Raw genomic sequence first — 12,325 nt, 5'->3', positions numbered from 1 at the left:
TGATGTTTGACCGCGAACACATGCAAGCCCAGCGCATCAAGTCGCGCACGCACCACAAACACCAGGGCAAGGCCGACGACAGCGCCGCCTTTTTTGCCGACGTCGCCCGGGCCCTGAAAGGCAGCCATGAAGTGCTGCTCACTGGCCCAGGCCTGGTGCGCAACCAGTTCCGCGACTGGTGCAGCGGCCACCTGCCGGCCGTGGCCGACGCGGTGGTGGACTCGGTGGCTGCCGACCATCCGAGTGACGGGCAGCTGGTCGCGCTGGCCCGCCAGTACTTCAGGAAGTTCGACACCATGGCGGCCAACCCCTCAACCGTCTGAGCTCGGGCTGCTATCCTTGGCCGGATGCGCAGCCTGTTTCATTTCGCCTTCAACGTCACCGATCTCAACGAGGCCCGCCGTTTCTACGGCAACGTGCTGGGCTGCGCCGAAGGCCGCAGCACGGAGACCTGGGTGGATTTTGACTTCATGGGCCATCAACTGTCCCTGCACTTGGGCCAGCCGTTCACGACCGAGCGCACCGGCCATGTCGGCGATACCCTGGTGCCCATGCCGCACTTTGGCCTGGTCCTGGGCCTGGCCGATTGGCAAGCCATGGCCGAGCGTCTGCAGGCCGCCGGCACGGACTTCCTGTTCGCGCCGCAGCCGCGTTTTGAGGGGCAGCCGGGCGAGCAGTGGACCATGTTCTTTTGCGACCCCTTTGGCAATCCGCTGGAGATCAAGGGTCTTCGTGACCTGACAGCCATCTACGCGTCATGAAACACCTGAGCTCGCAGACCCGACGCATGCAAGCGCCGCAACCAACGAGCGATGCCTCCTCCATGGCACATGAAGCGACACGCAGCAGGCAACCGGGGCGGTTCATCTATTTACAAGCAGGGGCCGCGGGTCCGGCTTTGCCGGCCCGCAGGCGCAGCGGCCCCCTCGGGGGGCAGGAAGCGACACGCAGTGCGCGACTGTGGGGGCCATGACTTACACCTTTGTCTCAGCCACCATTTTGTTGCTGCTGATCACCGATCCGCTGGGCAACATTCCGATTTTTGCCAACGCCTTGCGCAATGTGGCGCCCGAACGCCGCGCGTTGGTGATCCTGCGCGAGGTGTTGATCGCCTTCCTGCTCCTGCTGGCCTTCATGTTTGTCGGCGACAGCTTTCTGCGCGTGATGAACCTCAGCGAGCTGTCGCTGCAGATCGCCGGTGCGGTGATCCTGTTCCTGATCGCCCTGCGCATGATTTTTCCTGCCGACCATCCTGCGGCAGAGCCGCTGCAGGGCGAACCGCTGATTGTGCCGCTGGCGATTCCCGCGCTGGCCGGGCCGTCGGCCCTGGCCACGGTGCTGCTGCTGGTATCGCAGGCGCCGGCGCGGCGCATGGAGTGGGTAGCGGCCTTGTGCGTCACCATGGCGGTTTGCGCCGTGGTGCTGGTGCTGGCAGAGCGCATCCAGCGGGTGCTGGGTGAACGCGTGGTGATGGCGTTCGAGCGCCTGATGGGCCTGATCCTGGTGGCCATCTCGGTCGAGATGCTGCTGCGCGGCATCCAGCTCTTCGTCGTGCAGACCCGGCTGGCGGGCTAAACGTGCCTGCCGCTTCGCCAGTTCATCGGCCTATTTCAGCGGCTTGGCCGCGACGATTTTCTGGTCAATCGCGCCGAACACCAGTTCGCCGTCCCGCCCCTTCATCTCGATGCGGATGGTGTCGCCGAACTTCATGAATTCTGTGGAGGGCTTGCCGTCCTGGATGGTTTCGATCGCGCGTTTTTCGGCGATGCAACTGTAGCCCTTGGGCCAGTCGGTCTGGCCCTGGGTCTCGACACCCTTGTTGCTCACAGTGCCCGAGCCGATGATGGAGCCGGCGCGCACATTGCGCGTCTTGCAGATGTGGGCAATCAGCTGGCCGAAGTGAAACGTCATCTCCGGCCCGGCATCACACATGCCAACCTTGCGGCCGTTCCAGGTGCTTTGCATGGTCAGGTTGACGCGACCCTGGTCCCAGGCATCGCCGAGCTCGTCAAGCGTGACCGCCACAGGGCTGAAAGCCGTCGCTGGCTTGCTCTGGAAAAAGCCGAAGCCCTTGGCCAGCTCATTGGGGATCAGGTTGCGCAGGCTCACGTCGTTGGCCAGCATGACCAGGCGAATGCCTTCGAGCGCCTGCTCTGGCGTGCTCATCATGGGCACATCGCCGGTAACCACCGCCACCTCGGCCTCAAAGTCAATGCCATAGTCCTCGCTGGGGCACACCACGTCATCGCAGGGCCCGATGAAGTCGTCGCTGCCGCCCTGGTACATCAGCGGGTCTTTGTAAAAGCTGCCTGGCACCTCAGAGTCGCGCGCCTTGCGCACCAGCTCCACGTGGTTGAGGTAGGCCGAGCCGTCGGCCCACTGGTAAGCGCGCGGCAGCGGGGCCATGCACTGGACCGCCTCAAACGGGAAAGCGTGGCGCGCCTTGCCGTTGTTCAGCGCGTCGTACAGGTCCTGCAGCTGCGGCGACAGAAAGCCCCAGTCGTCGAGCACCTGCTGCAATTTGCTGGCGATGCCCGTCGCATAATGGGCCGTCGCCAGGTCGCGCGAGACCACCACCAGCTGGCCATCCCGTGAGCCGTCTTTGTAGGTTGCGAGTTTCATCAGTTTCCTTGTGGATGATTTGTCGCGCGGTGCTGGCCGCAGCGGGTCGTCGGAGTTACGATAAGTGAAATTAGTTTACCTAAATGTAATTTTAAATTTTAGTCGAATTCCATGAAAGAGCGCAAAACTTCACTGGCCGCGGCGCCACCGGCCCTGTCCGCGCAGCGCGCCGGCATCCAGTCGGTGGAGGTCGGCTTCAGCCTGCTGCAGGTGCTGGGCGCCTCCCCCGGGCCGCTGATGCTGCGTGACCTCGCCTCTGCCGCCGGCATGAGCGCAGCCAAGGCACACCGCTACCTGGTCAGCTTCCAGCGCCTGGAACTGGTGACCCAGGACGCGGGCTCCACGCGGTACGACCTAGGCCCTGCAGCGCTCAAGCTGGGGCTGGCTTCGCTGTCGCGGCTGGACAGCGTCAAACTCGCGCGCCAGCGCATGGCGCCGCTGATGGAGCAGATCGGCCAGACGCTGGCGCTTGCCGTCTGGGGCAACCAGGGGCCGACTATCGTGCACTGGGAAGAGTCGCCGCAGGCGGTGACCGTCAACCTGCGCCTGGGCGACGTGATGCCTTTGCTGTCCTCCGCGACCGGCCTGTGTTTTTCTGCCTTCATGGCCCAGCCTGCGGGCGGGCACAAGGACACCAGCGGGAAAAGCAGCAAGAACAGCCACCAGTTGCACGACCGTTTGCCGCCCCTGCTCAAGGACGAGCTGGCCCGCATGCAAAAACTTGCGCGCAAGGACGTGCCCAAAACCATGGGCGAGGTCACGGCCGTGCTCGACGCCGTGCGGCGCCGGGGTCTGGCCCGCGTGGTGGACACCCTGCTGCCTGGCGTGGCCGGCTTTTGCGCCCCAGTATTTGATGCGGACGGCCACCTCGCGCTGGGCATCGTGGCGCTCGGCTCGCTCGCCACCTTCGATCCGGCTTGGGACGGTGCGGTGGCCAAACCGCTGATGCAGGCGGCACGTCGGCTCAGCAGCGACCTGGGCTACCCCGCAGTATGACTACCCTGCCGGCGCAGCAGGCCGCAGCGCCGCCGCTGCGCCTCTTGCTCGTGTTGACGGCCCTGGTGCTGCTGGCTCATGTCTGGGCCTTGCAGGCTGCGCCGGCGCACTGGGCCATGCAGGCCGAACCAAGCAGCAAACCGCGCCCCTTCATCACGCGAACCATCGAAATCAGGCCGGCCAGTGTTTCAGCTCCCGCGCCGCCACCGCCACCTGCGGCGCGTCGGCCGTCCCGTGCCACCGCCTCCAACTCACAACAGAATACGGTGCCAACCCTTGCCATACAAGCGTCAACAGCTATTGAATCCATAGCGTCACCGCCCTTGCTGCCGACCGAGATCGCACCCCCGCCAACTGCACCTGCACCTGCACCTGCACCCGAGGCCAGCCTGCCGGCTCCCGAGCCGGTTCAGGAGGCGCCGGTGGCCACCGCCAGCGCGCTGATCATTCCAGGCTCCATGCGGCTGCGGTACGCGATGACCGGCCGCTCGAAAAACATGGACTACCACGCCAACGCGCAATTGGACTGGCGCCAGGACGGCGAGGCATATGAAGCCAGAATGGAAGTCAGCGCCTTTGGGCTGGGGTCCCGCTCCATGGCCAGCGGCGGCCGCATCACCGGCGATGGGCTGGCGCCTACCCGCTTTCTGGACAAGTCGCGCAGCGAACGCGCGGCGCATTTTCAGCCCGACAAGGGCAAGATCAGCTTCAGCGCCAACACCCCAGACGCACCGTGGCAGGCCGGCGCACAGGACCGTGTCAGCGTATTTGTGCAGCTGGCCAGCCTGATGGCCGGGGAGCCGGCCAAATACCCGCCTGGCAGCAGCGTGTCGCTTTACACAGCCGGCCCCACCAGCGCCGATACCTGGACGTTTGTGGTTGAAGCGGAAGAAACCCTCCAGTTGCCCGCCGGGGAAACCCGCGCTGTCAAGCTCACGCGCAAGCCCCAGCGCGACTACGACCAGACGGTCGAGGTCTGGCTGGCGCCCTCACTGGCCTGGTTGCCTGTGCGCACCCGCATCACCCAGCAAAACGGCGATTTTGTCGATCAACAACTGCGCGTGGCTGAGTAATGAGCCCCCACGGTCGCTCACTGCGAGCCTGCGGCGGCTCCCTGCCCCTTGCACGGCGACAGGGGCCGCTGCGCCTGCGGGCCCTGCTTGAAGGCGGACAACAGCTTGGCGGGACTGATTTCGTGCTTTTTCACGCATTTAGGGGATTTACCCTGTGGCCCTTGAACTTGGCTCGCGCGTTGTTATCTGATGGATAAGGACCCAACCTCTATGCACATGCTTTACGACTCCGAATCTTTTGTGGTGGTGCAAATCCACGCCAACGCGCCGGAAGAATCAGCGCCCGCGCCGGCCGTGCCCGAGCTGGCACGCCACGGCTTTGAAATCGTCGACAAACGATCCGGCAAAGAGGTCTACCTCGATGGGTCCTGGGCCGAGATGTTCCAGCAGCGACTGAACGTCTGGCAGAAAACCACGCCCACGCAGGAAGAAATTGAAGACACGCTTGAGGGTTATGCCGAACTGGCGCACACCCCGGTGTCCCTGCACTGAACAAACGGCCGCTGCAAACCGGCCAGCGCCGGTCAGGGCGCCCTGGCATCATCGCGGAACATCATCCCTGTTTAACCAGCGGTACAGCGGCGCGACCAGTATCAGCACCGCCACCAGCCGGCACACCTGAAACGCGGTCACCACCGGCACCCCCAGCTGCAACACCTTGGCGGTGATCGCCATCTCGGCGATGCCGCCCGGTGATGTCCCCAAAATCAGCGTGGCCCAGGGCAGGCCGGTTGCCTTTGCCAGCAGCCAGGCAAAACCGCTGCACAACACAATCATGCCCAGCGTACCCAGCGCCACCGATGCCAGCCAGCGTGGTGCCGCATGCAAAAACGCCCTTGAGAACCGCACGCCCAGGCTGACGGCAATCAGCAGTTGCGCCGCATTCGTCAGCCACTGCGGGATGCCCGACAGCTGCACGCCCGCCATCGTCAGACCCATGGACACCAGCAAGGCGCCCATGAACCATGGGTTGGCGCGGCCCAGCCGCTGCATCACCCAGGCACCGAGGCCAGTGACCAGCGCAAGGCCCGCAAAACCCGGCCACTGAACGGCCCGCAACAGGGGCGGCTGCAGGTCCAGGCCCTGCAGGCCGCTGAACTGCATCGCAAATGGCACGGTGACCGTAACCAGCAGCAGACGCAGGCCATGCGATGCGGCGACCAGGTCGGTGCGCGCGTGGGCGCGCTCAGCCAGCAGGGTCATCTCCGACGCCCCGCCAATCGCGCCAGCGAAATAACTGGTGGCCCGCATGGCCGCCGGCGCCACGTCGGCCATGCGCTGCGCGTTGACGCGGTGCAGCCAGGCGCCAAACGCCAGCCCCAGCAGCAGCGCCCAGCCAATCGCCAGCACAATCGCCCACCACAGGCTGGCCACCAGAGCCGTGACCTGCGGCGTGAAATAAAGACCCAGCGCGACCGCAATCACCCACTGCCCGAGGTTGCCCAGCGGTTGCCAGCTGCTGGTCGGCGCGCCTGCCACTGAGGCGCAGGCAGTGGCCAGTAACGGGCCGATCATCCAGGGCAAGGGAGTGCGCAGGTAAATACACAGCCCGGCGGCGGACAGCGCCAGCAGCAGGGTCAGGGCAATGCGGTAGGGCTTGACGGGCATCAACAGGGAAAGCAGGTAAATGGAAGGGAAAAGCTGGACAGCCAGCCGCTTGGCTTTACGATGATCGTAGTATGACCCGCACGAACCCCCTGAACCCTTCCCGCGCCGCCCCGTGCTGCGCGCTTATTGCCCTGCTGGTACTGCTGTCTGCCTGCGCCCGCGTTCCCGAACCCCGGCTGTTTCCGGAGGCGCCGAATGACATCACCGTGCGCACCGATGCGTTGTTGCCAGCCGATGTGATTTTGCTCGGCGAGCAGCACGACGCGCCCGACCACCAGCACATTCACCAGCATGTCATCGCGCGCCTTGCCGTGGACGGCAAGCTCGGCGCGCTCGCACTGGAAATGGCTGAGGCGGGCCGCAGCACGGCTGCTCTGAAATCCAACAGCACCCAGTTGCAGGTGCAGGAGGCGTTGGGCTGGAACAGCAAAAGCTGGCCCTGGACGGCCTACGGCCCGGCCGTGATGGTGGCCGTCAAGGCCGGCGTGCCGGTGCTGGGCGCCAACCTGCCGGCAGCGCAGATGCGCGCCGCCATGGCCGACACGCAGCTCGATGCCCAACTACCCGGCCCCGCGCTCAAGGCGCAGCAGCAGTTGATCCGCACCGGCCACTGCGGCTTGTTGCCGGAAGACCGGATCTCGCCCATGACACGCATCCAGGTGGCGCGCGACATCAGCATGGCGCGCACCATCGAACAGGCCGCCTTGCCCGGCAAGACCGTGGTGCTGCTGGCCGGCAGCGGCCATGTGAATCGCGTGCTCGGCGTGCCACAACACCTGCCCGCCGACATGACGCTCAAGGCTGTGCAACTGCGCCCCGGCCCCGCGCGGATCGGGCCTGACACGCGGCTGGACGCCGAAGACCAGGCGGCTTTTGACGCGGTGTGGCCGACCCCGGCATTGCCAGCCCGGGATTACTGCGAAGACATGCTTGGCAAACCCGCCGCCCAATAAGAGAGAGCGCTCAAAACAGCGGCGCGTGGGCTGATCCTGTTGGCTCGCGCTTGACAAATATCAAGGCCTCCATGCCGGGACTGCGTACGATAAGTCTCTCGTACCTCTTGCCGTCCATGAAGCTTTTCTCCAACATCCGTGCCAAGCGCAGCACCGCATTCGTGGTGCTGCTGGTGTGCTTGTTTGCCATTACTTCCGGGCTTGTCAATGCCTGCGTGCTGGAGGCCCGCGGCACCCATCGCCATGAATCTGCAACCGCGCACCCTTTCGCAGAAAAAGCAGTGGCAGCGATTTCAGCGTTTCATACCTATGTCATTGCCAGCCAGGGCGCTGATTCGGACACATCCAGGGCGCCTTGCCTGAAGGTTTGCGACGATGGCTCGCAATCTGTTGTCAAGACCAAGCTCGGGGTTGATTCGGCCGATCCTGGCCCGGCCCCTTTGGTCGGTCTTGTCTGGGCCGTCGCGGCGTCTCCCTTATTGGCCCTCAGGCCGGTGGACCTATTGCAGTCGCCTGAACCGGGCGTGCCCATCAGGGTTCGCTTCGCGCGGTTGACACTTTAGTTTCTTCGACGCCGGAGCCGGAGCCGGAGTATCACGCTCCGCTGTCTGCGCCTTTCGTCGCCATCCGGCCGGGCCTGTACTTTCAAGCAGCGCGCAGCCTCAATGACACCCCCCGCACCCATGCTCCGGACCAGGGGAAACCGCCTCTCCTTTTAACGGCATTTTCACGCCAGGAATCTCACATGAAACTCATTTCTTCACTCGTATTCACACTTGCCCACGTCGGGGTCGGTCCCGACAATGGCGGTCGGCTGGGATGAGAATCTTCAGAAGTCGCGTCGGAAGCGTTGTCGCTGCTTTGGCAATGTCGTTTGTCTACCCCACGACCACCCACGCAGCCGGGCCGCCGCACCTTGCAGCCGATGTCAGCACAACAGGGAGGGCGCTATTCGAAGGCAGCTGCATCATGTGCCACGGTGACGACGGCAAAGGATCGATGCCCGGTGTACCCGACATCACCGGCGCGGGCGGGCCATTGACACAGCCTGATCGCATGCTGATTCGACGCATGCTGAATGGCTTTCAGAGCCCTGGCTCGCCAATGGCCATGCCGCCGAAGGGCGGCAATCCTGGCCTCACAGAGCGGGACCTCGCCACGCTGGTGGACTACATGCGATCGACGTTCAAGCCCTAGTCCGGCGGCACACAGACCGCACGCCACCGACATCCGCAACACCATCAAAGGAAATAAATATGACTCACTTTCGCTTTCTCTCGTGGGCCGCCGCGGTCGCCTTCACTCTCGGCTCGACACTGGCTGTGGCCGCACCCACCGTATTCATCCCGCTTGGCGCGGGGAATCAGGTGATCGCGGTCGACGCGGCGACCCATCGCATCACCGCGCGGTTTACGGGTGTCGTTAACGCGCATGGCTTGGTGATCACACCGGATGGTGAGTACCTGGTCGCCGGCAGTCTGCAGGAAACGACTTTGCCGGCTGGCAGCCCACCGAGCGCGCCAAATAGCAAGCTCTACCTGGTACATCCTGCGCACGGCCATGTCATGAGCACAATCGCCGTCAGCGGTTGGACCCACCACCAGACGATCACGCCAGACGGTCGCTACGTGATTTCGACCCACCCGACCCGGGGTGGCATCAGCGTCGCCGACCTCCAGACCAATCAAGTGGTTCACACGATCAAGACCGGCCCGGCGCCGAACACCACCGTGGTGACCCGCGATGGCAAGCAAGCGTTCGTGACCAACAGCGGCAATGGCACGATCAGCCAAATTGATCTGTCCAGCTGGAAGGTCACGCGTCAGCTTGAAGGTGGGCCGGCGCCTGAGCATCTGGTCATGTCCGGCGACGAGAAGACGCTGTACGCACTGAACGCGAGCGCCGGCACGGTCTCGGTGGTGGCGGTGGACACCGGCAAAGTCGTGCAGACCCACAAGTTGGGGACCAAGTTGCACGGGCTGGACATCGGCGACGACGGCCAGACGCTGTTCGTCACCGACCGGTCGGCCAACAAGCTGCTGGCGCTGAACCTGCGTGACGGTACGCAGCGCGCGATTGATCTGGCACCCGCGCCCTATCACCTGAACACGATCCGCGGCACCGGCAAGGTCTATGTGACGAGCAGCAGCAACCCCATCGTCTGGGTCGTCGACCAGAAGACGCTGGCCGTGACGGGCACAATTGCATTGCCTGCGGGCGTCGGTCACCAGATGGCGGTGATGCCGTGAAATTCCGCATTCGACCCGAACAGTGTCAGCGGCCTTGATCTGACCGGCCAGCCTGGTCGTCGTTGCGCCTCTTGCGCCAGTCCCGAAACAGTTTGACCCCGATCGGAACCAGGGTCAGACCGCCCAGAGCAATAGCGGAGAACAGGATGCGGTCGGCCTCACCGGTTCCCATTTCCTTGCCCAAGTGGGCAAGCAGAAAGCTCGCCGGCGCAATGCCTGCGAGCGTGGCGAGCGAGAAGCGCCAGAAAGACAACACGGTGAGTCCGGCAAAGTAGCTGACGATGTCGAATGACAGGAAGGGGAGCAGGCGGGTGGCGAACACGATTCCCATCAAGGTGTTCTGTGAACCGATCAATCCCACAGACAGCCGCTCGCCGAACCAGCGGTGTACGGTCGCGGCGCCCACAATCCGGGCGAGCGCGAATGCGGCCATCGCACCCGATTGCGCGCCCAGCAGGATATAAAGTGCACCCCAACCATGACCATAGGCCGCGCCTGCCGCCAGTGCGATCGGCGCACTTGGAATCGGGCTGACCAGGATGGCCAGCGTCATCAGCCCGATGATGGCGAGCGGGCCCCAGAGCCCCCACTGCAGCACGCGCGCGTGCAGTGCCTCTGGATTCATGATTGTCGCGAGCAGGCCGGTCTCACGCAGGACGAAGTAGGCCGCTGCGAGCGATGCCACAACGACGGCACCGCCAACAAGTCCGGTGCGAACGTTCACGGGCGTGAAGCCTTCGCCGTCTCGGCGTTCATCTGATCGTGCTTCTCGCGTATGGCCGCCGGCCACTGTGCCTTGATCCACGACAGCACAGCAATGATGTCCCCGTCGCTGAGGGTCGCCTCGTAGACTGGCATCGCGGTCTTGTAGTTGGTATCACCGACGATGCTCGCGACGCCGAACTTGGTGATGCGAAACAGCGTCTCGTCGGGGTGATGCCAAGTGTGCCCGCTGGCGTCGTGCGGAGGCGCTGGCAGCAGGCCGTCTGCGCTGCGCGTGCGCCACTCGGGTTGGCCCTCCAGCCGGGCGCCATGACACGCCGCACACTGGGCCATGTAGATGCGCCCGCCCGCTACCAGAAACTTGGGATCATCCGGACGCAAGGCGTGTTCAGTCGTCCCGGGCGCAAACGGGTTGAAGGCGATCCCCGCCAAGGTCGCAACCACCGCAACACCGGCAAGCGCGATCACCACGGCCGGTGTTTTCATGCACGACTCCAGCGTTTCATCGTCGCAGTTTGCCATGGATCTGGTGCATCCCTTCACGATCGTGCGATACGCCGCGTCGCGGGTGCCCCAGCTTTCCGCCGATTCGATCGTGACAGCTTGATCTTCGTCAAATCAAGCATGACAGGCTTCGGCAGACTACGAGTCAGCGGCCAGCTTGTGCGCGGCTTCCTGTCTTATTGGGTTTCCGCTCGATGGCCCGCCACAGGACGTTTCGAGCGGCTTGCCAGGCATCGAGATCGGGGCAGCAGTTTTTAGGTTCGAGCGCTGGTATCTGCCGCGCTGGGCTGCACCCGCAGATCCTGAAACTAAATCAAGTTGATCGGGTCCAAAACGAGTCAGACGTCAGTTACATCTTGTGCAGCAATGCGGCTCATCGGGCACGCACCGTCCAAAGCGCTGACCTGAGCGGCACCTACTGGGCCAATCAGGTCATTTCCTTGAAGTTTCAAACAACCCAATCAAAAGGCAATCCATGAGCACCACACTGATAGTCATTCTGGTCGCCATCGCGCTGGCAGCCTTTCTGCTGGTCGCGATTTTCAACAAGTTGGTCATGCTGAGGAACCGGTACAAGAACGCCTTTGCCCAAATTGAAGTACAGCTCAAGCGCCGGTATGACCTGATCCCCAATCTGGTCGACACCGCCAAGGGATACATCAAACATGAACGTGAAACCCTGGAGTCAGTCGTCAATGCGCGCAACGAGGCGTCTGGCATGTTGTCCAGCGCTGCGGCGGCACCCGGTGATGCTGCCGCCATGAAAGGGCTGATCGGCGCCGAAGGCAGGCTGTCTGGCGCCCTGATGAACTTCAAGATGGTGATGGAGGCGTATCCAGACCTCAAGGCGAACCAGAACATGATGCAACTGAGCGAGGAACTCACGTCGACGGAGAACAAGGTGGCGTTTTCACGCCAGGCGTTCAATGACCAGGTGATGGCCTACAACACCTACAAGCAGTCTTTTCCACCGGTCGTTTTCGCGCCCATGTTTGGCCATGCACAGGACGCCTCGCTGCTGGAGTTCGCAGACAGCGTCGCGATTCAGGTGGCGCCGAAAGTGTCGTTTTGACCCACGCGCCTAGTCTGGTGGACGATCAATGAATTTTTTCGAATCTCAGGAGCGTGCGCACAAGCACACGACCTTGCTGATCGTCTTGTTCGGCGCCGCGGTGATCGCATTGATTGTCATGGCCAATTTGCTGGTCCTGGTGGTGTTTGGCGTTGTCAACACCCAGCAAATGCGTGAAGGCCAGGCCTTTGTCGCGCAAATGGACTGGAAGATGGTCGCCACCGTGGGCGCAGGCGTCAGCGTCGTGGTGCTGGTCGGCAGTCTGTACAAAATAATAGCCTTGTCTGCGGGTGGCAAGGTTGTTGCAGAGTCGCTGGGTGGGCAGTTGATTCCCCGCAATACGGAAGAACCCAACCAGCGCAAGCTGCTCAATGTCGTGGATGAAATGGCCATCGCGTCGGGAACCCCGGCGCCTCCGGTCTATCTGCTGGCCAACGAGCCAGGCATCAATGCCTTCGCGGCCGGATTCTCGCCACGGGACGCGGTAATTGGAATTACCCAGGGCGCGATTGAGCAGCTTAGTCG

At 63.5% G+C, this 12,325-nt stretch carries 16 protein-coding genes; 12 read left to right on the top strand and 4 right to left on the bottom strand.

The genetic code is table 11. From position 1 onward, the window contains the following. Window positions 1-2: 2 nt before the first annotated feature. The 3 genes from ACESMT_RS16995 (at window position 3) to ACESMT_RS16985 (ending at window position 1,575) form a co-directional block, all read left to right on the top strand. Entirely contained in the window at window positions 3-323 is a 321-nt protein-coding gene (locus ACESMT_RS16995; protein ID WP_372827781.1) for a hypothetical protein, read from the top strand. Between the two features lie 24 nt (window positions 324-347). Continuing rightward, window positions 348-761 (top strand): VOC family protein, encoded by a 414-nt coding sequence (locus ACESMT_RS16990; protein ID WP_372827780.1) that lies wholly within the window; start codon window positions 348-350, stop codon window positions 759-761. Window positions 762-969: 208 nt separating this feature from the next. Continuing rightward, window positions 970-1,575 carry a MarC family protein gene (locus ACESMT_RS16985; RefSeq protein ID WP_372827779.1) on the top strand — a complete coding sequence of 202 codons (606 nt, stop codon included), beginning with the start codon at window positions 970-972 and terminating at the stop codon, window positions 1,573-1,575. A 30-nt stretch (window positions 1,576-1,605) separates the two neighbouring features. Here the strand turns inward: ACESMT_RS16985 and ACESMT_RS16980 are convergent, their stop codons facing one another. Further along, complete coding sequence (locus ACESMT_RS16980) at window positions 1,606-2,622, bottom strand: fumarylacetoacetate hydrolase family protein (protein ID WP_372827778.1); 1,017 nt, start codon at window positions 2,620-2,622, stop codon at window positions 1,606-1,608. Window positions 2,623-2,775: 153 nt separating this feature from the next. Here ACESMT_RS16980 and ACESMT_RS16975 point away from each other — a divergent pair, with 153 nt between their 5' ends. The 3 genes from ACESMT_RS16975 (at window position 2,776) to ACESMT_RS16965 (ending at window position 5,183) form a co-directional block, all read left to right on the top strand. Then, window positions 2,776-3,618 carry an IclR family transcriptional regulator gene (locus ACESMT_RS16975; protein WP_372827783.1) on the top strand — a complete coding sequence of 281 codons (843 nt, stop codon included), beginning with the start codon at window positions 2,776-2,778 and terminating at the stop codon, window positions 3,616-3,618. Further along, window positions 3,615-4,691, top strand: a complete 1,077-nt coding sequence (locus ACESMT_RS16970; protein WP_372827777.1) for a DUF3108 domain-containing protein — start codon at window positions 3,615-3,617, stop codon at window positions 4,689-4,691. Before ACESMT_RS16975 ends, ACESMT_RS16970 begins: the two co-directional genes overlap by 4 nt. Window positions 4,692-4,901: 210 nt before the next feature. Next, window positions 4,902-5,183, top strand: a complete 282-nt coding sequence (locus ACESMT_RS16965; protein WP_372827776.1) for a DUF3567 domain-containing protein — start codon at window positions 4,902-4,904, stop codon at window positions 5,181-5,183. A gap of 48 nt (window positions 5,184-5,231) precedes the next feature. On the opposite strand, the gene ACESMT_RS16960 is transcribed toward ACESMT_RS16965, so the two are convergent. Beyond that, window positions 5,232-6,299 (bottom strand): AbrB family transcriptional regulator, encoded by a 1,068-nt coding sequence (locus ACESMT_RS16960; protein WP_372827782.1) that lies wholly within the window; start codon window positions 6,297-6,299, stop codon window positions 5,232-5,234. A gap of 71 nt (window positions 6,300-6,370) precedes the next feature. On the opposite strand from ACESMT_RS16960, the gene ACESMT_RS16955 reads away from it, so the two are divergent. The 4 genes from ACESMT_RS16955 to ACESMT_RS16940 all read left to right on the top strand — a co-directional run bounded on the left by ACESMT_RS16955 (window position 6,371) and on the right by ACESMT_RS16940 (window position 9,501). Continuing rightward, entirely contained in the window at window positions 6,371-7,252 is an 882-nt protein-coding gene (locus ACESMT_RS16955; protein ID WP_372827775.1) for a ChaN family lipoprotein, read from the top strand. Window positions 7,253-7,368: 116 nt separating this feature from the next. Continuing rightward, window positions 7,369-7,815, top strand: coding sequence for a hypothetical protein (locus tag ACESMT_RS16950; RefSeq protein ID WP_372827774.1), 447 nt, complete (start codon window positions 7,369-7,371; stop codon window positions 7,813-7,815). Between the two features lie 304 nt (window positions 7,816-8,119). Then, on the top strand, window positions 8,120-8,449 hold the full coding sequence (locus ACESMT_RS16945) for a cytochrome c5 family protein (RefSeq protein WP_372827773.1): 330 nt from the start codon (window positions 8,120-8,122) through the stop codon (window positions 8,447-8,449). A gap of 59 nt (window positions 8,450-8,508) precedes the next feature. Further along, on the top strand, window positions 8,509-9,501 hold the full coding sequence (locus tag ACESMT_RS16940) for a YncE family protein (protein WP_372827772.1): 993 nt from the start codon (window positions 8,509-8,511) through the stop codon (window positions 9,499-9,501). Between the two features lie 25 nt (window positions 9,502-9,526). On the opposite strand, the gene ACESMT_RS16935 is transcribed toward ACESMT_RS16940, so the two are convergent. Beyond that, on the bottom strand, window positions 9,527-10,225 hold the full coding sequence (locus ACESMT_RS16935; protein ID WP_372827771.1) for a TVP38/TMEM64 family protein: 699 nt from the start codon (window positions 10,223-10,225) through the stop codon (window positions 9,527-9,529). Continuing rightward, window positions 10,222-10,710: a cytochrome c gene (locus tag ACESMT_RS16930; protein WP_372827770.1), complete on the bottom strand. Its 489-nt coding sequence runs from the start codon at window positions 10,708-10,710 to the stop codon at window positions 10,222-10,224. The genes ACESMT_RS16935 and ACESMT_RS16930 overlap by 4 nt, the downstream gene beginning before the upstream one ends. Before the next feature lie 493 nt (window positions 10,711-11,203). On the opposite strand from ACESMT_RS16930, the gene ACESMT_RS16925 reads away from it, so the two are divergent. Together ACESMT_RS16925 and ACESMT_RS16920 are read left to right on the top strand one after the other, a co-directional pair. Beyond that, on the top strand, window positions 11,204-11,800 hold the full coding sequence (locus tag ACESMT_RS16925) for a LemA family protein (protein WP_372827769.1): 597 nt from the start codon (window positions 11,204-11,206) through the stop codon (window positions 11,798-11,800). A 28-nt stretch (window positions 11,801-11,828) separates the two neighbouring features. Then, window positions 11,829-12,325, top strand: a 497-nt coding sequence (locus ACESMT_RS16920; RefSeq protein ID WP_372827768.1) for a M48 family metalloprotease, incomplete at its 3' end; no start/stop codon positions are given.

The organism is Polaromonas sp., assembly GCF_041689105.1.
Taxonomy (GTDB): domain Bacteria; phylum Pseudomonadota; class Gammaproteobacteria; order Burkholderiales; family Burkholderiaceae_C; genus Polaromonas.
The sequence above is the reverse complement of the archived record's forward strand: the minus strand, read 5'-3'. Positions and strand labels throughout refer to the sequence as shown.

Coding starts and splice junctions, on each gene's coding strand:
- ACESMT_RS16965 (WP_372827776.1), top strand. CDS start 4,902: ATGCACATGCTTTACGACTCCGAATCTTTTGTGGTGGTGCAAATCCAC.
- ACESMT_RS16945 (WP_372827773.1), top strand. CDS start 8,120: ATGTCGTTTGTCTACCCCACGACCACCCACGCAGCCGGGCCGCCGCAC.
- ACESMT_RS16925 (WP_372827769.1), top strand. CDS start 11,204: ATGAGCACCACACTGATAGTCATTCTGGTCGCCATCGCGCTGGCAGCC.
- ACESMT_RS16960 (WP_372827782.1), bottom strand. CDS start 6,299: ATGCCCGTCAAGCCCTACCGCATTGCCCTGACCCTGCTGCTGGCGCTG.
- ACESMT_RS16980 (WP_372827778.1), bottom strand. CDS start 2,622: ATGAAACTCGCAACCTACAAAGACGGCTCACGGGATGGCCAGCTGGTG.
- ACESMT_RS16930 (WP_372827770.1), bottom strand. CDS start 10,710: ATGAAAACACCGGCCGTGGTGATCGCGCTTGCCGGTGTTGCGGTGGTT.
- ACESMT_RS16995 (WP_372827781.1), top strand. CDS start 3: ATGTTTGACCGCGAACACATGCAAGCCCAGCGCATCAAGTCGCGCACG.
- ACESMT_RS16940 (WP_372827772.1), top strand. CDS start 8,509: ATGACTCACTTTCGCTTTCTCTCGTGGGCCGCCGCGGTCGCCTTCACT.
- ACESMT_RS16970 (WP_372827777.1), top strand. CDS start 3,615: ATGACTACCCTGCCGGCGCAGCAGGCCGCAGCGCCGCCGCTGCGCCTC.
- ACESMT_RS16950 (WP_372827774.1), top strand. CDS start 7,369: ATGAAGCTTTTCTCCAACATCCGTGCCAAGCGCAGCACCGCATTCGTG.
- ACESMT_RS16990 (WP_372827780.1), top strand. CDS start 348: ATGCGCAGCCTGTTTCATTTCGCCTTCAACGTCACCGATCTCAACGAG.
- ACESMT_RS16955 (WP_372827775.1), top strand. CDS start 6,371: ATGACCCGCACGAACCCCCTGAACCCTTCCCGCGCCGCCCCGTGCTGC.
- ACESMT_RS16985 (WP_372827779.1), top strand. CDS start 970: ATGACTTACACCTTTGTCTCAGCCACCATTTTGTTGCTGCTGATCACC.